Here is a 24,815-nt window from a genome sequence, read left to right on the forward strand (position 1 = left end):
CATGACCAAAGAACTCCGCCGCCTCAGCATCATCATGCTCGCGATGTTCCTGTCGCTGTTCATCGCGACCAGTTGGATCCAGGTCGTCGAGGCCGACGCGCTCGCCCAGAACACCAACAACAAGCGCACCCTGCTGAACAGCTACGAGATCCAGCGCGGATCGATCATCGCGTCGGGAAGCCCCATCGCGTACTCGATCCCTGCCGACGACACCTACGCCTTCCAGCGCGTCTACACGGATGCCGCGATGTGGGCGCCGGTGACGGGATACTTCAATCCGGCGCTGCAGTCCGCGACCGGCCTCGAGAAGGCGATGAATGCCGACCTCTCCGGCACCGGCGCCGGCGCGTTCTTCGCGGAGATCGAGCGCATCGTCTCCGGCCAGCCGCAGACCGGTTCGAGCATCTCGCTGTCGTTGGATGGCGATGTGCAGCGCGTCGCCTACGAGGCGCTGAACGGTCTCGAGGGCGCCGTGGTGGCGATCGAGCCGTCGACGGGGCGCATCCTCGCCCTCACCTCCACTCCGAGCTTCGACACGAACCTGCTCGCCTCGCACGACGTCGCCGCTGTCCGCAGCACGTACGACGAGCTCGAGAACGCGGTCGACAACCCCCTGTACAACCGGGCGATCGCCGGCAGCCTCAACCCACCGGGCTCGACCTTCAAGGTCGTCGTCGCCTCCGCGGCGTTCGAGACGGGGGACTGGACGCCTCAGTCGACGCTTCCGAACCCGGCGCGATACACGCTCCCCGGCACCAACCAGCAGATCGCGAACTCCGGCGGCGGGACGTGCGGCCCCGGCGAGACCGTCTCGATCGCGGATGCGATCCGGCTCAGCTGCAACATCCCGATGGCGCAGCTGGCCGTCGCGATCGGCGAGGACGCGATCCGCGAGACCGCCGAGGCCTACGGCTTCGATCTCTCGTTCGACATCCCGCTCACCTCGACCGCCTCGACGTACCCGCGTGGTCTCAGCGACGACCAGGTGGCGCTCACCGGCTTCGGCCAGGGCGACGTCCGTGCGACGCCGCTGCAGATGGCCATGGTGTCGGCCGGGCTCGCGAACGACGGCGTCGTGATGAACCCGCGGATGGTGGATGCCGTGATCCGCGAGGATCTGTCCACGCAGACGGCGTTCGAGAACACCGAGTTCGGTCGCGCCGTCGAGGAGTCGGTGGCGCAGGATGTCACGGACGCCATGGTCGCGAGTGTGGCTTCCGGAGCCGCGTCTAATGCGAGAATAGACGGGGTCGACGTGGCCGGTAAGACCGGTACGGCCGAGAACGGCGACACCGAGCCGTACACGTTGTGGTTCACAGGTTTCGCCCCCGCGGATGATCCGCAGGTGGCGGTGGCAGTCGTCGTCGAAGACGGCGGTGGTAAGGGTCAGTCCGGATCCGGCAATTCGATTGCCGCTCCGATTGCGAAGAAGGTCATTGAGGCGGTGCTGAACAAATGAGGCCGACGCAGGGTGTGTCGTTCGGTGGACGGTACGAGCTCCAGTCGCGGATCGCGATCGGCGGCATGGGCGAGGTCTGGGAGGCCACCGATCATGTGATCGGGCGCACGGTCGCCATCAAGATCCTCAAGGACGAGTACATGGGGGACCCTGGGTTCCTCGAGCGCTTCCGCGCCGAGGCCAGGCACGCCGCACTCGTCAACCATGAGGGCATCGCGAGCGTGTTCGACTACGGCGAGGAGAACGGCAGCGCCTACCTCGTCATGGAACTTGTTCCCGGCGAAGCGCTCTCGACGGTCCTCGAACGCGACGGTGCGCTCAGCGCCGACAAGACGCTCGACATCGTCGCGCAGACCGCCGCAGCTCTGCAGGCCGCGCACGCCGCCGGCCTCGTCCACCGTGACATCAAGCCGGGAAACCTGCTGATCACGCCGGACGGCCGCGTGAAGATCACCGACTTCGGCATCGCCCGCATCGCCGACCAGGTGCCGCTGACCGCGACCGGACAGGTGATGGGCACTGTGCAGTACCTGTCGCCGGAGCAGGCATCCGGTCACCCGGCATCCCCGGCGACCGACACCTACTCGCTCGGCATCGTCGCGTACGAGTCGCTGGCTGGCAAGCGTCCCTTCACGGGCGAGTCGCAGGTCGCGATCGCGATGGCGCAGATCAACGAGCAGCCGCCGCCGTTGCCGCCGACCGTCCCGATCCCGGTGCAGAACCTCGTGATGGCCATGATCGCCAAGAAGCCGGCCGATCGGCCGAGCTCCTCGGCGACCGTCGCGCGCGCCGCGCAGGCGCTGCGTCGCGGCGATCTGAACTCCGCGGCGATCGCCGTGCCCGCGATCGCCACCGGCGGGGTCGCCGACGAGACTACGCGCATGATGGACACGGCAGGTGACGACGCCACGCGCATCCTCACCACGACCGCGGCCCTCGAGACCGATGAAGCGGTCGACGAGACGAAGAAGAAGAAGCGCAGCCCGTGGACCTGGCCGCTGATCGCCCTCATCGCGATCCTCGTGCTGGCCGTCGGCGGCACGATCATCGCGCTGCTGTCCGGCGATCCGGAGGAGAAGCCGACCACGCCTCCGCCGACCACGCAGTCGCAGACCCCGACGCCCGACCCGACACCGACGCCGACCGCCACGCCCGTCAACGTCGGCGCGCTGGGCCTCGTCGGCATGACGTGCGACGCGGCCGTCGCCGCAGCGGACGCCGTCGACCTGGACGCCAGCTGCGTCACCGGTTCGACACCGGCCGCCACGGCAGAGCAGGTCGGCACGGTGCAGAGCGTCGAACCGACCGGCATGGTCGAACCCGGCACGCCTCTCACGCTCACGCTCTTCGCCGAAGTCGTCGCCGTGAGCCCGCCCGGGTCCGCTCCGACGCTCTCGGGCGACGCGATCGCCGGTGAGACCGCCACGCTGAACTGGACGAACTACACGTGCCCGTCCGGTGTGCCGGCGCTGAGCTCCTACGAGGTCACCATCACGAACGCGACGTTCGAGGACGGCACGACCACCCGCAGCTTCACCCCGGACGTGCGCAGCGCCGAGATCACGATCGATGCCGACACCGCCGGCCAGAACGTGACCGCGACCTACCAGGCGTTCTGCGGCGGCGATCGCCCCTCGGGCGCATCCCCGCAGATGACGGTGGCCATCGAGGCGGCGACCGATCCGGAGCAGACCACCCCGCCAGCCGACGACGAGGCGGATGCGGGCGGCGAGGCAGACGCGGGCGGCAACAACGAAGGGTAGCCTTGGTAGGCAGTCAGCAGTCGTCAACGCAGGGGGGGTCGTACGTGTCCACAGAGCAACGTGTCCTCGCGGACCGCTACCGCGTCGACCAGCTCATCGGCCACGGCGGAATGGCGAAGGTCTACCGCGGTTACGACCTGACCCTCGGTCGCGACGTCGCGATCAAGATCCTCGACCCCGAGCTCGCGCGCGACACCGCCTTCCGCACCCGCTTCCGCCTCGAGGCGCAGGCCGCCTCGAGGATGTCGCACCCGACCATCGTCCGCGTCTTCGACGCCGGTGAGGATGCCTCGGGCGCGCAGCCCGTCCCGTACATCGTGATGGAGCTCGTCGAGGGAACACTGCTGAAGGCGATCATCGCCGACGGCCCCGTCCCGGCTGCGGATGCGGTGCGCTACGTCGACGGCATCCTGGAGGCCCTGGAGTACTCGCACAAGGCCGGCGTCATCCACCGCGACATCAAGCCGGGCAACGTCATGGTGACCCCCAAGGGCACCGTGAAGGTCATGGACTTCGGCATCGCCCGCGCCGTGTCCGACTCGTCGTCCACGGTGGCCGAGACGACCCAGATCATCGGCACCGCCGCGTACTTCTCGCCCGAGCAGGCCAAGGGCGAGCCCGTCGACGGGCGCACCGACCTGTACTCGACCGGCGTGGTGCTCTACGAACTGCTCACCGGACGCCAGCCCTTCCGCGGCGATTCGCCCGTGGCGGTCGCGTACCAGCACGTCAGCGAGACGCCGGTGCCGCCGACCGAGGTCAACGAGCTCGCCCCGGCCGCGCTCGACCCGATCGTGCTCCGCGCGCTCGCGAAGGATCCGTACCAGCGGTATCCGGATGCCGCGAGCTTCCGCGCCGCCCTCGACACCGCATTCGGCGGCAAGGCTCCGAGCAAGAAGCAGATCGGCGCGCTCACCAGCGAGCTCTACGGGCCGAGCCCCCGCGCCGCGCAGGAGACCGCCCGCACGCTGCGACAGCTCTCCACCGACACGACCATGGCTCGGACCCAGTCCGGACCGCCCGTGGCGTGGATCTGGGCCGGCGTCGCGCTGCTCGCCGTGCTGCTGGCCTCGGTGCTGTTCTGGGTCGTCACGGTGCAGGGTCCGAGCGTGCAGTCCTCGTCGCGCAGCGTTCCTGATCTCGTCGACGTCAGCTCCGAGCGCGCCCAGGAGGCGCTGGACGACCTCAATCTCACCTCGACGCTCGTCATCGAGCCGAGCTCCGACATCGCCGAGGGCAACGTCACGCGCACGGACCCCGAAGCCGGCACCACGGTCGAGCAGGAGACCGACATCACGGTCTACGTGTCCAGCGGCGTCGAGATGGTCGAGGTCCCGCGCCTCGTGGGCATGTCGCAGGCCGACGCCGAGAAGGCGCTGAGCGATGCCGGGCTCCAGCTCGGCACGATCCGTCCGGCCAGCAATTCCGATCAGCCGGCCGGTGTCGTGCTCGAGGCCAGCGTGGCCGACGACGAGATCGAGGACGGCGAAGAGGTTCCGCCGGGGACGACGGTCGACCTCGTGGTCGCGAGCGGCATGGTCGCGCTCAAGAATGTCGAGGGCTTCACGCTGGATGCCGCGACCGAAGAGCTCGAGAGCGTCGGGCTCCAGGCGGTTCCGACACCGGACACGAGCTGCCCCGCATCCGACCCGCCGACCGTGATGTCGATGTCGCTCGCCCCGGGCGATGTGCCGGTGCACTCCCCGGTCGAGCTGCGTTACTGCACCGGCGAGTAGCCGGACAACGGGCTGAGCTCGGCGGCGCGAGCCACGGCATCGGGATCGCCGACGAGCGCGATCCAGTTCGCGAGCAGGCGGTAGCCGCCCTCGGTCAGCACGCTCTCGGGATGGAACTGCACCCCGAGGATCGGCAGGTCGCGGTGCGCGATCGCCATGACCGTGCCGTGCTCGGCGCGCGCGGTGACGACGAGGTCGTCCGGCAGGTCCGCCTCGGCGAGGGCGAGGGAGTGGTAGCGTCCGGCGGCGAAGGGCGACGGGATGCCGTCGAACAGCGCCGAGGAATCGTGGACGACCGGCGAGACCATGCCGTGCATGAGCTCCGGCGCCTCCGAGACCTCGACGCCGAAGGCCGCCCCGATCGCCTGATGGCCCAGGCAGACGCCGAGCACCGGCATCCGTCGCGCGGCTGCGCGCGAGACCACCGCGACCGAGGCGCCGGCATCGCGAGGCCGGCCAGGACCGGGAGAGAGCATGACGGCGTCGGCAGCGGTCAGCAGCAGGTCGATGCCACCCGGATCCACGGCATCCGCCTCGACGACGGTCGTGACGGCGCCGAGCTCGTGCAGGTAGCCGATGAGGGTGTGCACGAAGCTGTCGTGGTTGTCGACCACGAGCACCCGCACGGTCATTCCAGGTCGACCTCACCGGGCGTGATGAGCGGCGCGATCCACGGGAAGACGTAGAAGAAGAGTCCGTACAGGACCGCCGCGACGAGCACGAGCAGGATGAACACCCGCAGCCACCAGGGGCCGGGGAGGATGCGCCAGAGAGCTGCGTACATCGTGGGGCTCCTTAGATGGACGGCGGGGCGACTTCGACGGGAGCGAGCGAGTCGGGCGGACCCTCGGCGCGCGGCTGGAAGCCGTCGAACACACCGTAGGCGACGATGCGCTCGGCCAGCGAGTACAGCGGCGAACAGGCGGTCAGGGTGATGTACCGCTCACCCGTCTCCACGGCGGGCATCTGAGGGACATCGAGCAGCACGTCGACCTGCGTCGGGGTCACGTATTCGAGCGTGCGGAACCGATATGTGTACCAGCCCTCCGGCGTCTCGACCACGATCGCGTCGCCGACCTTGAGCTTGTCGATCTTGTTGAGCGGCTTGCCCCACGTCGTCCGGTGTCCTGCGACGGAGAAGTTGCCGACCTCGCCCGGCATCTTCGACTGGTCGTAGACGCCGATACCGATCTTGTCGAGGGTCACCGACCGGCTCGTTCCGCCGGCGACCGCGACGTTGTAGTCGTCACCGAAGCGCGGGATGAGCATCCGGGCGAACTCCACGCCGTCGCCGGGGTGCTCGAGGATGGGGGGGTCGTAGTACGTCTCGCCCGTCGCCTCGTCGGTGACGACGGGCGGGGGCTCCGGGGCCGGCTCGTTCGCCCACTCCTGGGAGATCGCGGCGCCCTCGGCGTTGTGCTGCGCACTGATGATGATGTCGCCGATCCACATTTGCCAGGCGACGAACAGCATGACCAGCACGCCGGCGGTGAGCAGCAACTCGCCCAGCACGCTGGTGAACGTCGCGCGCGGACGCCGACGTCGACGCCGCGCGCGACGGGTCTCAGGCACGGCGGTTGCAGTCACACGCGCGATCCTATCCGTTCCGCGTGAACGTCGGCCGGGAGGCGCGGGGGTTCTCGGGCCGCATGGGTAGAATGTCCCCATGGCACGAGACCGCAAGAGCGAAGAACCCGTCGTCGAGCGCGCCGAAGGCGAGCAGGCGCCCAATGCCGTCTGGTTCAAGCCCGTCATGGTCGGCTTCATGCTGCTCGGGCTCGCCTGGATCCTCGTGTTCTACATCTCCGGGATGCAGTACCCGATCCCCGGCATCCAGTCCTGGAACCTCGCGATCGGCCTCGGCATCGCACTGATCGGCTTCCTCATGACCACGCGCTGGCGCTGACGCCCGCAAGCACTGCAGAAGAACCCCCTCACCGCATCGGTGAGGGGGTTCTTCTGTTGTGCCCCGAGGAGAGTTATCCACAGGCTCATCCACAGGCTGGGGAGAATTACACCGGTGTTATTCACACCCTCGAGTGCAGAGCGGGCGACTCAGCCGAGGAGCACAGCAGGAGGCACGAAGACCAGCAGCGCGATAAGCGCGAGCCCGAGGGCCACGAGCCAGAGGATCTGCCACAGGCGCTGATCCCTCCGCTGCGTGCGGGTGATGATGAGCGCCACGAACAGACCGACCACCGCCCCGCCGATGTGCGCCTGCCAGGCGATGTTGAAGCCCGGAATGAAACCGATCACGAGGTTCAGCCCGATGATCACCAGGATGCCGGTGACGTTCGCGCCCATGTGCCGGCCGATGATGATCAGGGCGCCGAAGAGCCCGAAGATCGCTCCAGAGGCGCCGACCACCGACTGCAGGGGCTCGATGCAGGCGACCGCGACCGAGCCGCCGATCGCACTGAGCACATAAAGCACGAGGAAGCGCCAACGGCCGAGCATCGGCTCCAGCGTCCGGCCGATGACCCACAGCGAGAGCAGATTGAACCCGACGTGCCAGAGCCCGGGGCTGTGCACGAGCGCTGCGGTCAGCAGTCGCCACGGTTCGAACGGCAGGCCGGTCAGATTCGGGTACAGGTACGCGGCGTTGAAGAACAACGCACCCCTGATGGTGTCGCCGATACCGGGGATGAGAGTCAGCAACCAGACGAACGCCGTGAGCGCCATGATCGCGTAGGTGACGACCGGCCTGCCGGTGGCGGGGGCGAGGATCGACCGCCCGCCCTTCCATCGGCGATCCGCCTTCTTCTGCGCCGGAGTGCGGTTGTTCTTCTGCTCCTTGAGGCACTCGGGGCAGATGACGCCGACGGCGGCCTGGGTCTGGCACTCGGGGCAGATCGTGCGCATGCAGCGCTGGCAGAGCACGAAGCTCTGCCGATCCGGATGCCGATAGCAGAAGTTGTCGCGATTGCTCGCGAATTCGGTGTTCGTCATCCGGATCGGAGAGTGTTGTCGGTCAGGCCGCGACGATGTCGATCGACTGCAGCACGACGGGCTCGATCGGGCGGTCGCCCGGTGCCGTCGGGACGGCGGAGATCGCGTCGACGACCGCGCGGGACGCGTCATCGGCGACCTCGCCGAAGATGGTGTGCTTGCCCTGCAGCCACGGGGTCGGGTCCGTGGTGATGAAGAACTGCGAGCCGTTCGTGCCCTCGGCCTTGCCGGTGATGGCGTTGCGACGCAGACCGGCGTTGGCCATCGCGAGGATGTAGGGCTCGGTGAAGTCGAGCTCCATGTTGATCTCGTCGTCGAAGTTGTAGCCGGGGCCGCCGACGCCCTGACCGAGCGGGTCGCCGCCCTGGATCATGAAGTTCGGGATGATGCGGTGGAAGACGACGTCCTTGTAGAGGGGACCCTCGCCGGGCTTACCGGTGGCGGGGTGCGTCCAGTCCTTCGATCCGTCGGCGAGGCCGACGAAGTTCGCGACCGTCTTGGGAGCGTGGTCGCCGAAGAGGTTGACGACGATGTCGCCGTGGTTGGTGTGCAGAGTTGCGACGTGAGAAGCGTGAGGCATGCTCCCATTCTCGCAGAGGCCGCCCACGGATGGCCTGGATGCCGCTCGTGATCGCTTAGCGCGATCAGCCGACCCTGGCAAGGGTGGTCGAATCTCTGCCCGCATCCAGTCATGTCTGGCATGATGGGGAACCCGTACTCCAATGGACAGGAGAGCATCGTGAGCCTCAGCCGCAAGCGGAAGAAGGAACTGCGTCGTCTGCAGAACGACGCGAACAAGCTGTGGGAGTCGCAGCAGGTGCTCGTCGGCCAGGCCGCGACCGTCGCACGCGAAGCCGGTCGCCAGCTCGGCAAGATCAACAGCGAGCAGGTCGTCCCCGTGGTTCAGGACGCGTACAACCGCAGGGTGGCGCCCGTCGTCGACCAGAGCGTGCGCTTCGGCAAGCACGTCGTGGACGACAAGTTCGTCCCCATCGTCGGTGGCGTCGTCGGCTCGGCGCTTTCCGCGTGGGACATCGCCAACGCGAAGCGCCACGGCATCGTCGTGAAGACGGCGCCCGCGAAGAAGGGCCCCGGCCTCGGTTCGGTCGTCGCGATCGTCCTCGGTGCAGCCGCCGCGGTCGGCGTGCTCTACGCCGCCTGGCAGGCACTGCGCGCCGATGACGAGCTCTGGGTCGCGGACGACCCGCTGTCCGCCCCGAACGCGTGACCGAGCCCCACTCCAGGGTCAAGAATGCTGCGGCCGCCCGTGGTCTCGAGATCGAGATCCGCGAGCGGCCGCAGGCACGCAGTCTTCCCGAGGCCGCCGAGTTGCTCGGCATCCAGCCCTCGGGAATCGTCAAGACGCTCGTCGTCAAGCGCTCGGATGACACCTACCTGTTCGCGCTGATCCCCGGTGGCCGGTCGATCTCGTGGCCGAAGCTGCGCGCTGTCGTCGGCGTGAACAAGTTGCGGCTGCCTGAGCCCGAACTCGCCCTGGCTGCGACCGGCTACGAGCGCGGCACGATCGTCCCGATCGGCAGCACCACCGACTGGCCGATCTACGCCGACGAATCGATCGTGGGCCAGCGAGTCGCGATGGGTGCCGGGGCGCACGGCTACAGCCTGTTCGTCGACGCCGACGATCTCATCGCCGCCTACGGCGCAACGGTCGCCGACATCTCGGTCCCCGAGGAACCGCGCGACTGACCTCGATCTAGAGGATGCCCGCTTTGCGCAGCGCGATGTCGACGAGCTTCACGCGGTGCAGTTCGTTCACGGCGGCGGCGCTGAACCAGCCGGCCATATCAGTCGACCCGTCCTTCTCGAAGCGCAGGCGCCCGCCGGTGACCTCGGCGCGGTACAAGATGCGCAGGGTGTGCAGCGCCGTGTCGGACTTCTGCACGCGTCGACTCGCCGGGATCACCCGGGAGTGGATGCCGAGCAACTCGCCGACCCGCACGGAGTAGCCGGTCTCCTCACGGAGTTCGCGGCGCACGGCATCCTCCGGGTCCTCACCCGGTTCGAGTCCGCCACCCGGCATCGTCCACGCAACGCGACGGCCCTCGGTCCAGCGGGCGAGCAGGATCCGATCGTCGTCATCGGTGACGACCGCGTAAGCGGCGACTCTCAGGTCCATCCACTCACAGTAGCGCTCGGCGACACGCCGTACGCTGCATATCGCCTAGGCTTCTGGCCATGCCGAATATCAGAGTCGAACTCCTCCCCGGTCGCTCCGTCGACCAGCGCCGTGCCTTCGCCGAGGCCGTCACGGATGCCGCCGTCGATGCACTCGGGGCGCGCCGCCAGGACGTGCGCATCATGTTCGAGGAGGTCGCGGCCGATTTCGTCGCGAACGGCGGCGTGCTCGCGAGCGAGGACGACTCGCGCGCCGCGCAGGTCGAACGGGTGACCTCAGGGTCGAACTGAACCATGGCCCAGTTCGACCTGCCCATCGGCCAGCTCCGCGAGTACCGTCCCGAACGCGAGGAGCCCGCCGACTTCGACGCCTTCTGGGCGGAGACGCTGACGTCCTCCCGCGGTCACGGCGAGCCCCTCTTCACCCGAGTCGACACGGCCCTGCGCACCCTCATCGTCGAGGACGTGACCTTCCCCGGGTTCGCGGGGCACCCGATCAAGGCGTGGTTCGTCCGTCCCGTCGGCGAGATCCGTGCCACCGTGGTGCATTTCATCGGCTACAGCGGCGGGCGAGGCGTGCCCGAGCAGTGGACGCTGCTGCCGAGCGCGGGGCACGCCGTCTTCGTGATGGACAGTCGCGGCCAGGGCAGCGGCGGCTACGCAGCGGCCACGGCCGATCCCGTGGGCTCCGGCCCTCGCATCCAAGGTCAGATGTCCAGCGGCATCGAGGATCCGCAGACCTACTACTACCGGCGGCTGTTCACGGACGCCGCCCTCGCCGTCGACGCGGCACGCAGCCACCCTGCTGTCGACCCGTCCAAGGTGGTCGTCGCCGGCGGCAGCCAGGGCGGCGGCATCGCGGTCGCGGCGGCCGGGCTCAGCGACGGTCTCGCCGGCGCGATGATCGACGTGCCGTTCCTCAGCCACTACCGCCGGGCGCTGCGCATCACCGAGTCCAACCCGTACAACGAGCTGGCCCGCTACATGCAGACCCGCCGGGGCGACGAGGAGGACGTCTTCCGCGTGCTCAGCTACTTCGACGGGATCAACTTCGCCGCCCGCGCCACGGCGCCCGCGCTGTACTCGGTCGGCCTGTACGACGCCGTGTGCCCGCCGTCGACCGTGTTCGCGCAGTTCAACCACTATGCGAGCGAGGACAAGACCATCGAGGTGTACCCCTACAACGGGCACGAGGGCGGGCAGTGGACGCAGTCGCGTCGACAGCTCGAGTTCCTGGACGGGCTCTTCCCTGCGGAGGATGTCGAGCGGACCGAGACGTCCTCGCACGACGCGTCGTCCCTGCAGCTGCACCGATGACCGACGCGATCCCCGAAGAGCTCACCGAGTATCCGCTCTCGGCTCTGCTGACGCCGCCCCCGGCGCTTCAGGAGCCCGCGGATTTCGACGCGTTCTGGCAGGACACCTTCGACGAGTTCGGTGCCGGTCCCGTCGACTGGAACGTCGCAGAGACGCTCGAGGCGACCCCGACGCATCGCGTGGACCGGATTCTGTTCGCGTCCTCGACCGGCGAGCAGGTCGTCGCCTGGCTCGCCGTGCCGCACAGCCCGGTCGCCCGTGGTCGTGTGATCGGCCACGGCTACGGCGGTCGCGCCGAACCCGCACTCGACGACCTCCCCGCTGACACTGCGGCGATCTTCCCGGTCGCGCCCGGCCAGGAGGCGAATCCCCCCGGTCGGTTCCCCGCACTGTCGGCGCGGCACGTGCTCGCCGGCATCCAGCACCGCGAGACCTACTCGCACCGGTACTCGGCCGCCGATCTCTGGCGCGCGGCCACCGTTCTGCTGGATGCCGCTCCGGATGCCGCGGCGGCGCTCGATTATCAAGGCGGCAGCTTCGGCGGCGGAATGGGCGCGCTCGCGCTGCCCTGGGACGAACGGTTCCGTCGCGCGTCCCTTGACGTGCCCAGCTTCGGGCATTTTCCGATCCGGCTGAGCAGGCGCTGCACGGGCAGCGGCGAGTCGGTGCGGCAGCATCTGCGACGGCATCCCGACGTGCGCCCGGTGCTGGACTACTTCGACGCGGCGATCGCGGCGTCGCGCATCCGAATCCCCGTGCACGTCGGGGCAGCGGTCAAGGACCCCTCGGTCGATCCGAGGGGGCAGTTCGCCGTGTTCCATGCGCTGGCGGGTACGAAGCGGTTGACGGTGCGCGGTTCCGGCCACCTGGACGGACCGATCGAGGAGCTCTCCGACCGGTTCTTCCGGCAGGCGACCGAGGATTTCTTCGCCGCTTCCCGCATCGAGCAGGGCTGATGCGGCATCCGCGCCGCGCGCGCTCGTCGATGCGGTAGGGTCTTCACCATGACATCCCGTTGGTATGCGTATTTCGAGTCGGCTCTGGAGGGGCCGGCGCTGATCTAGCGCGTACCGACACCTTCAGAGCCGACAAGCCAGAGCATTCGCTCTGGCTTTCGCCGTTTCGGCGGGCTCTGCATCGGGTCCGCCCTCACCAGGACAGGACCCCTTGCACAATGAACGACGCAGCCACGATCGACGCCACCGCCGATCTCCACGTCGCGGCCTTCACCACGATCCCGACCCCCGCGGACATCGCCGCCGAGCTTCCCGTCGGCGATGAGCGCGCAGCACTCGTGTCGCGCACGCGCGACGAGATCCGCGCGATCATGTCCGGCGAGGACGACCGTCTTCTCGTCGTCACGGGTCCGTGCTCGATCCACGACCCGGAGGCGGGCCTCGAGTACGCCGGTCGTCTGACGCTCGAGGCCGAGCGCCACCGCGACGACCTGCTCATCGTCATGCGCACCTACTTCGAGAAGCCCCGCACGACGGTCGGTTGGAAGGGTCTGATCAACGACCCGCACCTGGACGGCAGTCACGACATCGAGACGGGACTGCGGCTGGCCCGTGCCTTCCTGCGCGACGTCACGGCCCTGGGGATGCCGTGCGCGACCGAGTTCCTCGAGCCGATCAGCCCGCAGTACACCGCCGACCTCGTCAGCTGGGGCGCGATCGGCGCACGGACGACCGAGAGCCAGATCCACCGGCAGCTGGCTTCTGGCCTGTCGATGCCGATCGGTTTCAAGAACGGTACGGATGGCGGGCTCCAGGTCGCTCTGGATGCTGCGGCCGCGGCATCCTCTCCCCAGGCGTTCCTCGGGATCGGCGCCGACGGAAGGGCGAGCCTGGTCACCACGACGGGCAACCCGGACACGTCGGTGATCCTACGCGGCGGGGCGGATGGACCGAACTACGGCGCCGAGCACGTCGAGCGGGCTGCCGCGCGCCTCGAAGCCGCCGGTCTGACCGCACGCCTGATCATCGACGCCAGCCACGGGAACAGCGGCAAGGATCACGTACGTCAGGGCGAGGTCGCCCGCGAGCTGGCGGCGCAGATCTCGACCGACGGGGCGGCGATCGCCGGCGTCATGCTGGAGAGCAACCTCGTCGCCGGAGCGCAGAAGCTCGACGTGGCGCAGGGCCCTGGCAGGTTGGTGCGCGGTCAGAGCGTGACGGATGCGTGCATGGGGTGGGACCCGACCGTCGATGCCCTCGCGGGTCTGGCCGCCGCTGTGCGCGCCAGGCGCGGCTGACACGTCGGGTCAGGCGAGTCGGACGTTCAGCAGCTGCCAGCCCTCGGGGACCTTCGCCTCGAGGGCGGCCATGTCATCCGCCGAGATCTCGGTGACCTGGTCGCGGCGGGCGAACGTTCCGACCGCCTTCAGGATGGCCGCGCCCTTGATCATCTCGACCGGGGAGGAGACGAGATCGAACCCTTCCGGTCGCTGCGCGGCCAGCTGCGTCTGGACGTCGGCGAGGTCGGTGGCCTCGATGGCGACGGAGCGGGTTTCCACGGGACGCATGAGACCGATCAGCACCTTCTGATCCTAAGAGGTGGATGGCGTCTGCCGCGCCGAAGCGGCAGACTGTGGGCGGGCTGCCGCGGAGAGCGCGGTGGCGGACATCGGAGGAGTCCTGAATGCAGAACGTGCTGCGAAGCGTCTCAGCGGGGATCGTCCTCGCGGTCGCCCTGGTCGTTACCGCGTGCTCGACCACGCCCGCGGCACCCTCACCCGAGGCCGTCGGAGACGGCTTTCCCGGCTCCTGCATGCCGCCGGAGCTGACCTGGCCCACGGATTTCCTCGAGGCGCTGCCGAGCGAGGGCGGTGTGGGCGGAAGCGTCGTCGGTCTGCGCCTCGAGTACATCGATGAGGAGTGGGTCTGGCGGATCAGGGCTGCGACGGATCGACACGACATGTTCGGCGAGCGGGTCGATGATCCGAGCGCCGGCCAGGAGACCCTGCTCGATGTGCGGACGCTCGCGAACATCAGCGAGCACGAGGTTGAGCTCACCGAGGCGGAGCAGAGCACGGGAACCGGCGCTCTGCTCGCGGCAATGCAGTCCGGTGAGACATGGCCGAGTCCGCTGATCATCGAGATGGCGCGCGTCATGGAGGACGGATCCGCGGTGTGGCGGATCACCACCTGCGACACCTCGACGAACGAGCACTCCGTGATCACGATCCCGTAGAGACCCACGGAAAGGGTGCCCCATGGCTGAGTCCGTTGTCTTTGCTCATGGTGAGAGCGAACGGCCCCCGTTCGAAGATGGGTCGGTGGGATAGTTTCGACACCATGTCGCTGCCGAACATCGGTCCTCATCCGCTCAGGCCTCATCTGTGGGCCCAGCGCGTCAGTCGTTCGGCCCCGCACGGTCTCGATGTTCTCGAGGCGCACGTTCTTGCGTACACGACGGAGGCGGACGAGGCGTCGAGGACGCCATGGTGGCGGATCGCGTGGGGCGTATCGCCGTTCCTGGCGCTGCTGGCATCCATCGGCGGTTTCGCGGCCGTCTTCGGCAGCCCCAGGGATATTCGGATCGGGCGGACGGACGCACCGGATGCCGCTGACATTCCGTGGGCGATGGTGTCCTACAGTGTTGCCGCGATCGGAGTGGTACTGATCTTCGTCTACTGGATCGTGACATCGAAACGCCACAGAAACGGGGCGTTGCAGATCACGCTCGTCCTCACTTTCGCGTTCGGAGTGTTCGGTGTGTTCATCACCCATCAGCTCGCACGTGACGCCGGCACCCGCCCGGAGCTGATGCCGATGGTTCCCGTGTACGTGATGGTGGTGCTGGCGGTGATCGTGTTCGTGATCATCCAGTGCTCCCCGCCGATGCCACCCGAGCCCGACATCCCCCCGATGCCGGTCGATCAGCTCGGGCCGAAGGCGATGAAGATTCTGATGAGGGAGCGAAACGACGCCATCAAGACTCTCGCGGAGCGCAGGCTGCTGCCGGGCGTCGATGTCGACGAGCTGCAGGCACGCCCGCTCGGTCGGCTGCACATCAGCGACGATACGGCGTGAACGGACCCTCCGTCAGCGCAGGCCTCCCGCGTCCTACGCGGTGTTCTTGTGGGCGCTCCTCTTGCGGCGCATCATCGCCCAGATCGCGCCTCCGACCAGCACGACCATGATGACGCGCACGATCCAGAGCCCCGGCTCCCACACGACCTCATAGTCGCCCGGAATGCCGAGCAGCGCCTGAACGATCTGTCCGATCGCCGCCCTGCTGCCTTCCAGCTCACCAAGGCTGAGAACGACCGTCACGCTGAGAGCGGGAATCGCGAGAAGGATGAGCGGCGCATAGACGCGGAACCCGGCGACGCGGTTTCCGCGAATGGCATCGAACACGGCCAGCCCCAGCATCCGCAGAGGAAACACGACCAATGCCCAGAAAACGAAACTGAGTCCAAGGCCGAGGAGAACGAGGAACGCGAACGAGAACATGACTCCGACAGCACTCGAGAAGCTGCTCACGTCGAAGTAGTCGGGGTCGGCGAGCATCGGCCCGACACTCAGGGCGAGCAGCCCTGCCGGCAGGACGACGAGCGGCCACCACAGCAGCGTCCAGTCGGGGTCCTGTTGTCCGAGCTTGCAGAGAACCACCATTTCGATGATCACGGCCCCCGCGATCATCGGGATGAGGAACAGGACCAGCATCGGCGAGCCGTCTGCGCTGTCCGGATCCAGCAGCAGCAACGGGACAGCGGCGACGGAGAGAGCGATCAACGAAATGACCGCGACGGGGAACGAGATGCTCCTCACCGACTGTGCCGGATAAGCGATCGCTCGGCCGCGGTCAGAGAGCATTTCGACCGCGTCCCAGAAACTCACTGTGCTCGTCCTCGCCACGCGTCTCCACGCTCCCTACCCCGGCAGCAGCCTCGTTCGCTGCGGTTTCCGAGAGTTCGGGCAGCGACACAAGCCTACGGAGTGCTTCCGGTTCATAGGGCTTGCCGCAGCGACCGGCGATCCGAACCGTTGGCGACGATAGAAAGTACTTCTGAACCGCTATTTCCAGGAAGAAAAGAACTCCGCTTCAGAAGACTGAAGCGGAGTTCTGCGTGTGGAGCCTAGGAGATTCGAACTCCTGACATCCTGCTTGCAAAGCAGGCGCTCTACCAACTGAGCTAAGGCCCCGTGAGGGTATTGATTTGGAGGAAAGGGTGGGGCTACCAGGACTTGAACCTGGGACCTCTTCATTATCAGTGAAGCGCTCTAACCGCCTGAGCTATAGCCCCGTCAACCTCCAAGAGATTACCTGAGATTGACGAAAAAACCGAATCGAGCCGGTCAGTCCCCCGCCCGCAGCGTCGCCGACCCGGCGGAGACGCGCGCGTCGATCGTGCTGGACGCCGTCGTGGACGTTTCCACACGGTTGTCGAACGACCCCGCACTGACTTCCTGAGTGACGTTGTACACGTCATCCGGCACGGTCAGCTCGAGCGAACCGGCGCTCACCTCGAACGAGATCCGGTCCGGCGTGGTGCCGGTGAGCTCGGCGGTCAAGCGGCCGGCCGAGATGCCGAGATCCGCCTCCGTGACGTCCGCGAGTGCGATCTCGGCCCGACCCGCGCTGATGTCGGCATCCACCGATTCGGCGGATCCCTCGATCGTCATCGCGCCGGCACCGACGTGCAGGTTGACCTCGCCGAACTCGCCGGCGACCTCGAGGCTGCCCGCACCGAGGTCCAGATCCAGGTCCAGACCGGCCGTCTGCAGGCTCTCCGGCAGCATCAGCACGACGCGCTCGTCCTCTCCCCACCAGCCCCCGAACCACCAGCCGAAGGTGCGGTTCGGGCTGCGGACGACGAGCTCGTCGTCGTCGCGCTCGACCGTCCACGCCCCGTCGGTGTCACCGTCGACCCGCAGTTCCGCCTCGTCGACGTCACCGAACTCGACGCTCACATCGCTCGCCCCGACCTCCAGGTCCAGGCCACGGATGCCGTCGGCATCCGCCGTCGTCGAGAACGAATGCCCGCTGCTGAGCTGTGCGCCCGCGGCGACGGCCGCCGTCGCTCCTGAACCGATCAGAGCGATGCCGCCGATCACCGCGAGCGCGATGCCGATCGGCCGTCCGGGCCCCGAAGCCCGTCGCGCCGGCCCCGCCGGAGGAACGGATGCCGCCGGAGGCACCGGTGCCGACGGGGGAACGGATCCGGCAGCCGGACCCGAGGGGCCGGCCGGGGGAGGAGTCAGCGGGATCTCGTGCCCGCCGTTGTCATTCGTGCTCATCGTGCCGCTCCTGTCTGTCCGGCGGCAGAGCCGCCGTTGTTCTCGATGTGGGCGAGCGCTGCCAGCACCCGCCGGTTGCCCGACTCGTCCTGCTCGAAACCGAGCTTCTGGAAGATCGATGTGATGTGCTTCTCGACACTGCCCTCCGAGAGGAAGAGCAGCCCGGCGATCGCCTGGTTCGACTTCCCCTCGGCGATCAGGGCGAGGACGGTGCGCTCGCGTTCCGTGAGCCGCAGCATCCGATCGTCCTTGTTTCGGCGGGTCAGCAGTTGCGCGACGACCTCGGGGTCGAGCACGGTGGCGCCGTCCGCGATCCGCTCGACCGAGGCGACGAAGTCCGCGACGTCCGCGACGCGATCCTTCAGCAGGTAGCCGAGTGGTCCGCCCTGTGCGGCGATCAGGTCGCTGGCGTAGCGCTCCTCGACGTACTGCGACAGCACGAGGATCGGCAGCTGCGCCTGTCGCGCCCGGATCTCGAGCGCCGCCCGGATGCCCTCATCCGTGAAGGTCGGCGGCAGCCGGACGTCCAGGATGCAGAGATCAGGTGCGTGCTCGGTGACCGCGTCGTGCAGACCGTTGGTGTCGGGGAGGGCTGCGACCACCTCGTGGCCAGCATCCTCGAGGAGCCGAACGAGACCTTCGCGCAGGAGAACAGAGTCCTCGCAGATCAGGATGCGCATGGCACACTCACCTCCAGGCTGGTCGGACCGCCCTGCGGGCTATCGAGTCGGAACGTCCCGCCGGCGGCGAGCACGCGGTTGGAGATGCCGTCCAGGCCGCCGCCGGGCTGGATCTGCGCCCCGCCGATGCCGTTGTCCTCGACGCGCGCCCAGAGCACCCCGTTGTCGCGTCGGCGCACGATCACGCGTGCCTCGCTCGCTCGTGAGTGCTTCGCCGCGTTGGTCAGCGACTCGGCGATCGCGAAGTAGACGGCGGCCTCGGCATCCCTGCTGCATCGCCCGTCCATGCGGATGTCCAGATGCACGGGGATGTGCGACCGACCGGCGAGGGCCGAGAGGGCGGCATCGAGACCGCGGTCGTCCAGGACGGAGGCGTGGATGCCGCGGGCGAGCTGTCGCAGCTCGGTGATCGCCGCCTTGGTCGAGGTGTGCGCCTCGGCGATGAGCTCCTTGGCCTGGGCAGGGTCGTCGTCGATCTTCTGCTGCGCGAGGCCCAGGGTCATGCCGACCGAGACGAGTCGCGGCTGGACGCCGTCGTGCAGGTCCCGCTCGATGCGGGTGCGCTCGACATCGGCGGCGCGGACGGCGCCCTCGCGCTGCGCACTCGTGGTGCGCACCTGCTCGGTGAGTTCGGCCTCGCGGCTGTGCACGATCAGCGCGCGGCTGATGGTGCGGTGCAGCATCGCGACGCCGACGATCGCGCCGGCGGACAGCACCACGCCAAGGATGCCGACCACCGGTGCCCACGCGACCAGGATCTCGCTTCCGAACGGACCGTCCACGGTGCCGTCGAGCGCGAGAGGGGCGAAGGCCGTGATCGCCGACCAGACCATCGCCGAGAAGAGACGCAGGATCAGGAAGCCCGCGAGGCAGGCGAGCGCGAAGTTGGCCAGTGCCCGCCACATCGAGCCGTCGATCGCCTGTCGACCGAGCGAGCGCACCCACCCGCCGAAGCCGGGCCTGGTGCGCGGACGCCAGCGCAGCGTCGGCAGCGCGAGATCGTAGAGGCTGCTCACGCGGGCGACCTCGAACCAGGCGACGCCGAACAGCGCGTACACGAGCCCGACGAAGAAGACGAGCCCGATGCCGAACACGAACACGAGCCCGAGACTCGCGGCGAACAGTCCGCTGAGGATGCCGAAGGCGATGGACCCGAGCACGCCGAGTGCGGTGAGCTGCAGGATCGTGAGGAACAACCGCGTCGGCGGCCGCTCCGCGACCGGCGCTGCGGGGTGAGCAGTCTGATTCGTCATGCCCATAACGCTACGGTTCCGGACGCGGTCGGGATACCGAGGCATCCGGACAGCTCGGTTCGGGTTTTCCCTACCGTGATACCCGGGAATGACGGAAGGCGGATGCCGAAGCATCCGCCTTCCGATCCAGCCGGCTCGGTGAGCCGACGTCGTCAGTTCGAGGTGAAGCCGACCAGCAGACCGCCGGTGACCTTGACCGCGAGGTTGTAGATGCCCGCGACGACCGCACCCAGCACGGTGAAGACGATGAGGTTCAGGATCGACACGACCGCGGCGAACGCCATGACCTGCGGCAGGCCGATCGTCTCGGACAGCGAGAACGCACCGTCGGTGAAGCTGCCGAGGATCTCATCGACCTGCGAGATGACACCCGTCGCCTGCAGCACCATGTACACCAGGAAGAACGAGACCATCGTGACGACCGCGAACGCGATCGCACCGAGGAACGCGAGCTTCACCGCGGACCAGAAATCAACGTAGACCAGGCGCAGGCGAACCTGCTTGCCCCCGGACTTGCGCGTCGATTTCTTCGCGAGCTTGTCGGCTACTGTGCTCATGCGTCTTAGTTTTCCTCAGGAGTCTGTGTGTTGTCGGAGTCGGGTGATTCGGCATCCGCTTCGGCAACTTCCTCAGCGAGCCCCCGCTCTCCGTTGCGGGCGATGGCCAGGATGCGATCGTCCGCAGACGTCCTCGCGAACACGACACCCATGGTGTCGCGGCCCTTCGCCGGGACCTCGGCCACGGCAGAGCGTACCACCTTGCCGCTGGACAGAACCACCAGGACCTCGTCGTCGTCCGCGACCATCAGGCCGCCCGCGAGCGTGCCCCGATCGTCGTTCAGCTTCGCCACCTTGATGCCGAAGCCGCCGCGTCCCTGGACGCGGTACTCCTCGATCGCCGTGCGCTTGGCGTACCCGCCGTCGGTCACGACGAAGACGAACTGGCCGGGGGCCGCGACGGATGCCGAGAGCAGACTGTCTCCCTCACGGAACTTCATTCCCTTGACGCCGGCGGTCGCACGGCCCATCGGCCGCAGCGCCCCGTCAGTCGCGCTGAAGCGCACCGACATTCCGCGGCGGCTGATGAGCAGGATGTCGTCCGCGCTGTCGACGAGCAGAGCGCCGACGAGCTCGTCCTCCTCGTTCAGACGGATCGCGATCACGCCGCCCTGACGGTTGGTGTCGTAGGCCGACAGGCTCGTCTTCTTCACGAGGCCCTCGCGCGTGGCCAGGACCAGGTAGTCGGAGACCTCGTAGTCGCGGATGTCGAGGATCTGCGCGATCCCCTCGTCCGGCTGCAGCGCGAGCAGGTTCGCGACGTGCGTGCCCTTCGCGTCGCGGCCGGCCTCCGGCACCTCGTAGGTCTTGGTGCGGTAGACGCGGCCCTTGTCGGTGAAGAACAGCAGCCAGTGGTGCGTGGTCGTCACGAAGAAGTGCTCGACGATGTCGTCCGCGCGCAGTTGGGCGCCCTTGATCCCCTTGCCGCCGCGGTGCTGCGAGCGGTAGTTGTCGCTGCGCGTGCGCTTGATGTAGCCGTCGCGGGTGACGGTGACCACCATCTCCTCTTCGGCGATGAGGTCCTCCATGGACACATCGCCGTCGAAGCCGTGCAGGATGTGCGTGCGGCGCTCGTCGCCGAAGCGGTCGACGATGCCGACGAGCTCCTCGCGGATGATCGCGCGCTGACGCAGCGGGTCGGCGAGGATCGCGTTGTAGTCGGCGATCTTCGCTTCGAGCTCCGTGGCCTCGTCGATGATCTTCTGACGTTCGAGCGCGGCGAGGCGACGCAGCTGCATGGCCAGGATGGCGTCGGCTTGGATCTCGTCGATGTCGAGAAGGCGCTGCAGTCCGTCGTTCGCATCCTGGGCCGTCGGCGAGCGACGGATCAAGGCGATGACCTCATCCAGCGCGTCGAGCGCCTTGAGGTAGCCGCGCAGGATGTGCATCCGCTCTTCGGCCTTGCGCAGGCGGAACATCGTGCGGCGGACGATGACGTCGATCTGGTGGTCGATCCAGTGCGTCACGAAGCCGTCGAGCGCGAGCGTGCGGGGCACGCCGTCGACGATCGCGAGCATGTTCGCGCCGAAGTTGTCCTGAAGCTGCGTGTGCTTGTACAGGTTGTTGAGCACGACCTTGGCGACGGCATCCCGCTTGAGGACGACGACGAGGCGCTGTCCCGTGCGGTCACTGGTCTCGTCGCGGATGTCGGCGATACCGGTGATCTTGCCCTCGCGCACGAGGTCGCCGATCTTGACGGCGAGGTTGTCGGGGTTCACCTGGTACGGCAGCTCGGTGATCACCAGGCACGTGCGGCCCTGGATCTCTTCGACGTTGACCACCGCGCGCATGGTGATCGAGCCGCGTCCCGTGCGGTACGCCTCGTGGATGCCCTTGGTGCCGAGGATCTGCGCGCCGGTCGGGAAGTCCGGACCGGGGATGCGCTGGACCAGACCGTCGAGCAGCTCGTCACGCGAGACATCGGGGTGATCCATCGCCCACAGTGCGGCGTCGGCGACCTCGCGGAGGTTGTGCGGCGGGATGTTGGTCGCCATTCCGACCGCGATGCCGACCGACCCGTTGACGAGGAGGTTCGGGAACCGTGCCGGCAGAACCGTCGGCTCCTGCGTCTGACCGTCGTAGTTCGGCTGGAAGTCGACGGTCTCCTCTTCGATGTCGCGCACCATCTCGAGCGCGAGTGGAGCCATCTTCGTCTCGGTGTAACGAGGGGCAGCGGCACCCATGTTGCCCGGGGAGCCGAAGTTGCCCTGACCCAGCGCGAGCGGGTAGCGCAGTGCCCACGGCTGCACGAGACGCACAAGGGTGTCGTAGATCGCCGAGTCGCCGTGCGGGTGGTACTGACCCATGACCTCGCCGACGACGCGGGCGCACTTCGAGTACGACTTGTCCGGACGGAAGCCGCCGTCATACATGCCGTAGATCACACGGCGGTGCACCGGCTTGAGTCCGTCGCGCACGTCGGGCAGCGCGCGGCCGACGATGACGGCCATCGCGTAGTCGAGGTAGCTGCGCTGCATCTCCGACTGGAGGTCGACCTGGTCGATCTTTCCGTGCTCGTGCGCGGCACTGGAGTCGGGACGTTCTTCGTCAGTCATGTGTCATTTCCTGGTTTGCTGAGCTCACGGAGCTTGTCGAAGTGCGAAGCGAGACGAAACGCGTCAGATGTCGAGGAAGCGGACATCCTTGGCGTTGCGCTGGATGAAGTTGCGTCGCGACTCGACGTCCTCCCCCATCAGCACGCTGAAGATCTCGTCTGCCGCGGCCGCGTCGTCGATCGTGACCTGCTGCAGGGTCCGCGTCGTGTGATCCATCGTGGTCTCCCACAGTTCCTTGGCGTTCATCTCGCCGAGACCCTTGTAGCGCTGGATGCCCTCCTTGGGGATGCGCTTGCCGTTGGCGAGTCCATCCTTGAGCAGCGCGTCACGCTCGGCATCCGAGTACACGTACTCGTGCGGCTGGTTCGACCACTTGAGTCGGTACAGCGGCGGCATGGCGAGGTAGACGAAACCGGCTTCGATGAGTCCGCGCATGTAGCGGAACAGCAGGGTCAGCAGGAGCGTCGTGATGTGCTGGCCGTCGACGTCGGCATCCGCCATCAGCACGATCTTGTGGTACCGGGCCTTCTCGATGTCGAAGTCCTCGCCGATGCCGGTGCCGAACGCCTGGATCATCGCCTGGACCTCGCGGTTGGCGAGTGCCTTGTCGAGACGAGCGCGCTCGACGTTGAGGATCTTTCCGCGCAGCGCCAGGATCGCCTGCGTGTGCGGGTCGCGCCCCTGCACGGCCGAACCACCGGCCGAGTCGCCCTCCACGAGGAAGATCTCGCTGATCGACGGGTCCTTGCTCGTGCAGTCCTTGAGCTTGTCCGGCATCGCGGCCGATTCGAACACGCTCTTGCGGCGCGCTGTCTCGCGCGCCTTGCGGGCCGCGAGACGTGCGGTCGCGGCATCGATCGCCTTGCGGATGACGTTCTTCGCCTGCGCAGGGTTGCGGTCGAACCAGTCGCCGAGCTGATCGCCGACGACCTTCTGCACGAAGGCCTTCGCCTCGGTGTTGCCCAGCTTGGTCTTCGTCTGCCCCTCGAACTGCGGCTCAGACAGCTTGACCGAGATGACCGCGGTCAGCCCCTCGCGGACGTCATCACCGGAGAGGTTGTCGTCCTTCTCCTTGAGCAGGTTGTTCGCGCGGGCGTACTTGTTCACCAGTGTGGTGAGCGCCGCGCGGAAGCCCTCTTCGTGCGTGCCGCCCTCGTGTGTGTTGATCACATTGGCGTACGTGAACACGTTCTCGGTGTACGAGGTCGTCCACTGCATCGCGATCTCGACCGAGATCTTGCGGACGGTGTCCTCCGCGGCGAAGTCGATGATCTCCTCGTTGACGACATCGGCGTGGCGCACCTTGTTCAGATACTCGACGTAGTCGACGAGTCCGCGCTCGTAGAAGAAGACGTCGGCGCGCTGCTTCGTGACCGGCTTGCCGTCCTCCTCGGTCTCGTACGTCGCGCCCTCGCGCTCGTCGCTCAGCTCGATGCGCAGACCCTTGTTCAGGAACGCCATCTGCTGGAACCGCGTGCGCAGCGTCTCGTACTCGAACTCGATGCTCTCGGTGAAGATCTCGGCATCCGGCCAGAACGTGATGCTCGTTCCGGTTTCGGTCGTCTCCTCGCCCTTCTCGAGCTTCTGCTGCGGGACGCCGCCGTCGGCGAAGCTGTGCCGCCAGACGAAGCCCTTCTGCCTGACCTCGACGTCGAACCGGGTCGAGAGTGCGTTCACGACGGACGAGCCGACGCCGTGCAGACCACCGGAGACGGCGTAAGCGCCACCGCCGAACTTGCCGCCGGCGTGCAAGATCGTCAGCACCACTTCGACGGTCGACTTGGTCGGGTCGGACGAGTGCGGGTCGACAGGGATGCCGCGGCCGTTGTCGACCACGCGCACACCGCCGTCGGCGAGCAGCGTCACGACGATGGTGTCGGCGTGACCGGCCATCGCCTCATCGACCGAGTTGTCGACGATCTCCTGCACGAGATGGTGCAGGCCGCGGGGCCCCGTGGAGCCGATGTACATGCCGGGGCGCTTGCGCACGGCTTCCAGACCCTCGAGGATCTGGATGGAGTCGGCACCGTACTCGGTTTCGATCTTCGCGGAGTCGCCGGCGACGCGCGCCTGGGAGTCGGGGGTGCCCCCGGTCGTCGATTCCGTCTCGTCAGCGGGGGATTCAGGCGTCATCAGAGGGCAGTCTCCACATCGATCTTGTGAAG

The 24,815-nt window shown here is 67.7% G+C and carries 26 protein-coding genes and 2 tRNA genes; 12 read left to right on the top strand and 16 right to left on the bottom strand.

Translation table 11 applies throughout. The annotated features are described in order from the left end of the window. Position 1: 1 nt before the first annotated feature. Genes ACWAT3_RS09155 through pknB form a run of 3 tightly spaced genes read left to right on the top strand, consistent with a single transcriptional unit; the run spans position 2 to position 4,958 of the window. Positions 2-1,459: a peptidoglycan D,D-transpeptidase FtsI family protein gene (locus tag ACWAT3_RS09155; protein ID WP_460797794.1), complete on the top strand. Its 1,458-nt coding sequence runs from the start codon at positions 2-4 to the stop codon at positions 1,457-1,459. Continuing rightward, the gene (locus ACWAT3_RS09160) at positions 1,456-3,222 is read left to right on the top strand and encodes a protein kinase domain-containing protein (RefSeq protein ID WP_460797796.1); all 1,767 of its coding nucleotides are present in this window, start codon (positions 1,456-1,458) and stop codon (positions 3,220-3,222) included. The genes ACWAT3_RS09155 and ACWAT3_RS09160 overlap by 4 nt, the downstream gene beginning before the upstream one ends. A 44-nt stretch (positions 3,223-3,266) precedes the next feature. Next, positions 3,267-4,958, top strand: a complete 1,692-nt coding sequence (gene pknB / locus ACWAT3_RS09165) for a Stk1 family PASTA domain-containing Ser/Thr kinase (protein ID WP_460797797.1) — start codon at positions 3,267-3,269, stop codon at positions 4,956-4,958. On the opposite strand, the gene ACWAT3_RS09170 is transcribed toward pknB, so the two are convergent. Genes ACWAT3_RS09170 through ACWAT3_RS09180 form a run of 3 tightly spaced genes read right to left on the bottom strand, consistent with a single transcriptional unit; the run spans position 4,940 to position 6,545 of the window. Further along, positions 4,940-5,590, bottom strand: a complete 651-nt coding sequence (locus ACWAT3_RS09170) for an anthranilate synthase component II (RefSeq protein ID WP_460797798.1) — start codon at positions 5,588-5,590, stop codon at positions 4,940-4,942. The genes pknB and ACWAT3_RS09170 overlap by 19 nt on opposite strands. Continuing rightward, positions 5,587-5,742 carry a hypothetical protein gene (locus tag ACWAT3_RS09175; RefSeq protein ID WP_460797800.1) on the bottom strand — a complete coding sequence of 52 codons (156 nt, stop codon included), beginning with the start codon at positions 5,740-5,742 and terminating at the stop codon, positions 5,587-5,589. Before ACWAT3_RS09175 ends, ACWAT3_RS09170 begins: the two co-directional genes overlap by 4 nt. 11 nt (positions 5,743-5,753) lie before the next feature. Next, positions 5,754-6,545, bottom strand: coding sequence for a class E sortase (locus ACWAT3_RS09180; RefSeq protein WP_460797802.1), 792 nt, complete (start codon positions 6,543-6,545; stop codon positions 5,754-5,756). Between the two features lie 79 nt (positions 6,546-6,624). Here ACWAT3_RS09180 and ACWAT3_RS09185 point away from each other — a divergent pair, with 79 nt between their 5' ends. Continuing rightward, positions 6,625-6,864, top strand: a complete 240-nt coding sequence (locus ACWAT3_RS09185) for a cell division protein CrgA (protein ID WP_429459153.1) — start codon at positions 6,625-6,627, stop codon at positions 6,862-6,864. Between the two features lie 149 nt (positions 6,865-7,013). On the opposite strand, the gene ACWAT3_RS09190 is transcribed toward ACWAT3_RS09185, so the two are convergent. Both ACWAT3_RS09190 and ACWAT3_RS09195 read right to left on the bottom strand, forming a co-directional pair. Next, positions 7,014-7,907 (bottom strand): rhomboid family intramembrane serine protease, encoded by an 894-nt coding sequence (locus ACWAT3_RS09190; RefSeq protein ID WP_460797804.1) that lies wholly within the window; start codon positions 7,905-7,907, stop codon positions 7,014-7,016. A gap of 22 nt (positions 7,908-7,929) precedes the next feature. Then, positions 7,930-8,487 (bottom strand): peptidylprolyl isomerase, encoded by a 558-nt coding sequence (locus ACWAT3_RS09195; RefSeq protein ID WP_460797806.1) that lies wholly within the window; start codon positions 8,485-8,487, stop codon positions 7,930-7,932. A 159-nt stretch (positions 8,488-8,646) separates the two neighbouring features. Here ACWAT3_RS09195 and ACWAT3_RS09200 point away from each other — a divergent pair, with 159 nt between their 5' ends. Further along, entirely contained in the window at positions 8,647-9,135 is a 489-nt protein-coding gene (locus ACWAT3_RS09200; protein ID WP_460797808.1) for a DNA helicase, read from the top strand. Further along, entirely contained in the window at positions 9,132-9,614 is a 483-nt protein-coding gene (locus ACWAT3_RS09205) for an aminoacyl-tRNA deacylase (RefSeq protein WP_460797810.1), read from the top strand. The genes ACWAT3_RS09200 and ACWAT3_RS09205 overlap by 4 nt, the downstream gene beginning before the upstream one ends. A gap of 7 nt (positions 9,615-9,621) precedes the next feature. Here the strand turns inward: ACWAT3_RS09205 and ACWAT3_RS09210 are convergent, their stop codons facing one another. Further along, complete coding sequence (locus tag ACWAT3_RS09210) at positions 9,622-10,044, bottom strand: NUDIX hydrolase (protein WP_460797812.1); 423 nt, start codon at positions 10,042-10,044, stop codon at positions 9,622-9,624. Positions 10,045-10,103: 59 nt separating this feature from the next. On the opposite strand from ACWAT3_RS09210, the gene ACWAT3_RS09215 reads away from it, so the two are divergent. The 4 genes from ACWAT3_RS09215 (at position 10,104) to ACWAT3_RS09230 (ending at position 13,614) form a co-directional block, all read left to right on the top strand. Then, positions 10,104-10,334 (top strand): tautomerase family protein, encoded by a 231-nt coding sequence (locus tag ACWAT3_RS09215; protein WP_460797814.1) that lies wholly within the window; start codon positions 10,104-10,106, stop codon positions 10,332-10,334. 3 nt (positions 10,335-10,337) lie between these two features. Then, complete coding sequence (locus ACWAT3_RS09220; RefSeq protein ID WP_460797815.1) at positions 10,338-11,360, top strand: acetylxylan esterase; 1,023 nt, start codon at positions 10,338-10,340, stop codon at positions 11,358-11,360. After that, positions 11,357-12,316 carry an acetylxylan esterase gene (locus ACWAT3_RS09225; RefSeq protein WP_460797816.1) on the top strand — a complete coding sequence of 320 codons (960 nt, stop codon included), beginning with the start codon at positions 11,357-11,359 and terminating at the stop codon, positions 12,314-12,316. The genes ACWAT3_RS09220 and ACWAT3_RS09225 overlap by 4 nt, the downstream gene beginning before the upstream one ends. A gap of 218 nt (positions 12,317-12,534) precedes the next feature. Beyond that, positions 12,535-13,614: a 3-deoxy-7-phosphoheptulonate synthase gene (locus ACWAT3_RS09230; RefSeq protein WP_460797818.1), complete on the top strand. Its 1,080-nt coding sequence runs from the start codon at positions 12,535-12,537 to the stop codon at positions 13,612-13,614. A gap of 9 nt (positions 13,615-13,623) precedes the next feature. On the opposite strand, the gene ACWAT3_RS09235 is transcribed toward ACWAT3_RS09230, so the two are convergent. After that, positions 13,624-13,899, bottom strand: coding sequence for a hypothetical protein (locus ACWAT3_RS09235; RefSeq protein WP_460797820.1), 276 nt, complete (start codon positions 13,897-13,899; stop codon positions 13,624-13,626). A 101-nt stretch (positions 13,900-14,000) separates the two neighbouring features. On the opposite strand from ACWAT3_RS09235, the gene ACWAT3_RS09240 reads away from it, so the two are divergent. Both ACWAT3_RS09240 and ACWAT3_RS09245 read left to right on the top strand, forming a co-directional pair. Further along, on the top strand, positions 14,001-14,552 hold the full coding sequence (locus ACWAT3_RS09240; protein ID WP_460797821.1) for a hypothetical protein: 552 nt from the start codon (positions 14,001-14,003) through the stop codon (positions 14,550-14,552). Beyond that, positions 14,435-15,394, top strand: a complete 960-nt coding sequence (locus tag ACWAT3_RS09245; protein ID WP_460797823.1) for a hypothetical protein — start codon at positions 14,435-14,437, stop codon at positions 15,392-15,394. Before ACWAT3_RS09240 ends, ACWAT3_RS09245 begins: the two co-directional genes overlap by 118 nt. Positions 15,395-15,427: 33 nt before the next feature. Here the strand turns inward: ACWAT3_RS09245 and ACWAT3_RS09250 are convergent, their stop codons facing one another. From ACWAT3_RS09250 to gyrB, 9 genes are all read right to left on the bottom strand, one after another. Then, positions 15,428-16,135, bottom strand: a complete 708-nt coding sequence (locus ACWAT3_RS09250; RefSeq protein ID WP_460797825.1) for a hypothetical protein — start codon at positions 16,133-16,135, stop codon at positions 15,428-15,430. A gap of 302 nt (positions 16,136-16,437) precedes the next feature. Next, positions 16,438-16,510: transfer RNA gene (locus ACWAT3_RS09255), tRNA-Ala, on the bottom strand. A gap of 27 nt (positions 16,511-16,537) precedes the next feature. Then, positions 16,538-16,611, bottom strand: a tRNA-Ile gene (locus tag ACWAT3_RS09260). A 52-nt stretch (positions 16,612-16,663) separates the two neighbouring features. Then, complete coding sequence (locus ACWAT3_RS09265; protein ID WP_460797826.1) at positions 16,664-17,605, bottom strand: DUF4097 family beta strand repeat-containing protein; 942 nt, start codon at positions 17,603-17,605, stop codon at positions 16,664-16,666. After that, positions 17,602-18,285, bottom strand: a complete 684-nt coding sequence (locus ACWAT3_RS09270) for a response regulator (protein ID WP_460797828.1) — start codon at positions 18,283-18,285, stop codon at positions 17,602-17,604. Before ACWAT3_RS09270 ends, ACWAT3_RS09265 begins: the two co-directional genes overlap by 4 nt. Continuing rightward, positions 18,273-19,538 carry a sensor histidine kinase gene (locus ACWAT3_RS09275; protein ID WP_460797830.1) on the bottom strand — a complete coding sequence of 422 codons (1,266 nt, stop codon included), beginning with the start codon at positions 19,536-19,538 and terminating at the stop codon, positions 18,273-18,275. The genes ACWAT3_RS09270 and ACWAT3_RS09275 overlap by 13 nt, the downstream gene beginning before the upstream one ends. A gap of 152 nt (positions 19,539-19,690) precedes the next feature. Further along, entirely contained in the window at positions 19,691-20,095 is a 405-nt protein-coding gene (locus ACWAT3_RS09280; protein ID WP_429459087.1) for a DUF3566 domain-containing protein, read from the bottom strand. Between the two features lie 5 nt (positions 20,096-20,100). After that, entirely contained in the window at positions 20,101-22,650 is a 2,550-nt protein-coding gene (gyrA, locus tag ACWAT3_RS09285; RefSeq protein WP_460797832.1) for a DNA gyrase subunit A, read from the bottom strand. A 63-nt stretch (positions 22,651-22,713) separates the two neighbouring features. After that, complete coding sequence (gene gyrB, locus ACWAT3_RS09290; RefSeq protein ID WP_460797834.1) at positions 22,714-24,783, bottom strand: DNA topoisomerase (ATP-hydrolyzing) subunit B; 2,070 nt, start codon at positions 24,781-24,783, stop codon at positions 22,714-22,716. Positions 24,784-24,815: the final 32 nt, after the last annotated feature.

The sequence above is a fragment of the Microbacterium sp. GXF0217 genome, assembly GCF_054798195.1.

Excerpts from the sequence above, each read along its gene's own strand:
- ACWAT3_RS09155 (WP_460797794.1), top strand. The coding sequence starts at position 2 with ATGACCAAAGAACTCCGCCGCCTCAGCATCATCATGCTCGCGATGTTC.
- ACWAT3_RS09160 (WP_460797796.1), top strand. The coding sequence starts at position 1,456 with ATGAGGCCGACGCAGGGTGTGTCGTTCGGTGGACGGTACGAGCTCCAG.
- ACWAT3_RS09170 (WP_460797798.1), bottom strand. The coding sequence starts at position 5,590 with ATGACCGTGCGGGTGCTCGTGGTCGACAACCACGACAGCTTCGTGCAC.
- ACWAT3_RS09175 (WP_460797800.1), bottom strand. The coding sequence starts at position 5,742 with ATGTACGCAGCTCTCTGGCGCATCCTCCCCGGCCCCTGGTGGCTGCGG.
- ACWAT3_RS09185 (WP_429459153.1), top strand. The coding sequence starts at position 6,625 with ATGGCACGAGACCGCAAGAGCGAAGAACCCGTCGTCGAGCGCGCCGAA.
- ACWAT3_RS09190 (WP_460797804.1), bottom strand. The coding sequence starts at position 7,907 with ATGACGAACACCGAATTCGCGAGCAATCGCGACAACTTCTGCTATCGG.
- ACWAT3_RS09195 (WP_460797806.1), bottom strand. The coding sequence starts at position 8,487 with ATGCCTCACGCTTCTCACGTCGCAACTCTGCACACCAACCACGGCGAC.
- ACWAT3_RS09210 (WP_460797812.1), bottom strand. The coding sequence starts at position 10,044 with ATGGACCTGAGAGTCGCCGCTTACGCGGTCGTCACCGATGACGACGAT.
- ACWAT3_RS09215 (WP_460797814.1), top strand. The coding sequence starts at position 10,104 with ATGCCGAATATCAGAGTCGAACTCCTCCCCGGTCGCTCCGTCGACCAG.
- ACWAT3_RS09220 (WP_460797815.1), top strand. The coding sequence starts at position 10,338 with ATGGCCCAGTTCGACCTGCCCATCGGCCAGCTCCGCGAGTACCGTCCC.
- ACWAT3_RS09225 (WP_460797816.1), top strand. The coding sequence starts at position 11,357 with ATGACCGACGCGATCCCCGAAGAGCTCACCGAGTATCCGCTCTCGGCT.
- ACWAT3_RS09230 (WP_460797818.1), top strand. The coding sequence starts at position 12,535 with ATGAACGACGCAGCCACGATCGACGCCACCGCCGATCTCCACGTCGCG.
- ACWAT3_RS09240 (WP_460797821.1), top strand. The coding sequence starts at position 14,001 with ATGCAGAACGTGCTGCGAAGCGTCTCAGCGGGGATCGTCCTCGCGGTC.
- ACWAT3_RS09245 (WP_460797823.1), top strand. The coding sequence starts at position 14,435 with ATGGCCGAGTCCGCTGATCATCGAGATGGCGCGCGTCATGGAGGACGG.
- ACWAT3_RS09265 (WP_460797826.1), bottom strand. The coding sequence starts at position 17,605 with ATGAGCACGAATGACAACGGCGGGCACGAGATCCCGCTGACTCCTCCC.
- ACWAT3_RS09270 (WP_460797828.1), bottom strand. The coding sequence starts at position 18,285 with ATGCGCATCCTGATCTGCGAGGACTCTGTTCTCCTGCGCGAAGGTCTC.
- ACWAT3_RS09275 (WP_460797830.1), bottom strand. The coding sequence starts at position 19,538 with ATGACGAATCAGACTGCTCACCCCGCAGCGCCGGTCGCGGAGCGGCCG.
- ACWAT3_RS09280 (WP_429459087.1), bottom strand. The coding sequence starts at position 20,095 with ATGAGCACAGTAGCCGACAAGCTCGCGAAGAAATCGACGCGCAAGTCC.
- gyrA (WP_460797832.1), bottom strand. The coding sequence starts at position 22,650 with ATGACTGACGAAGAACGTCCCGACTCCAGTGCCGCGCACGAGCACGGA.
- gyrB (WP_460797834.1), bottom strand. The coding sequence starts at position 24,783 with ATGACGCCTGAATCCCCCGCTGACGAGACGGAATCGACGACCGGGGGC.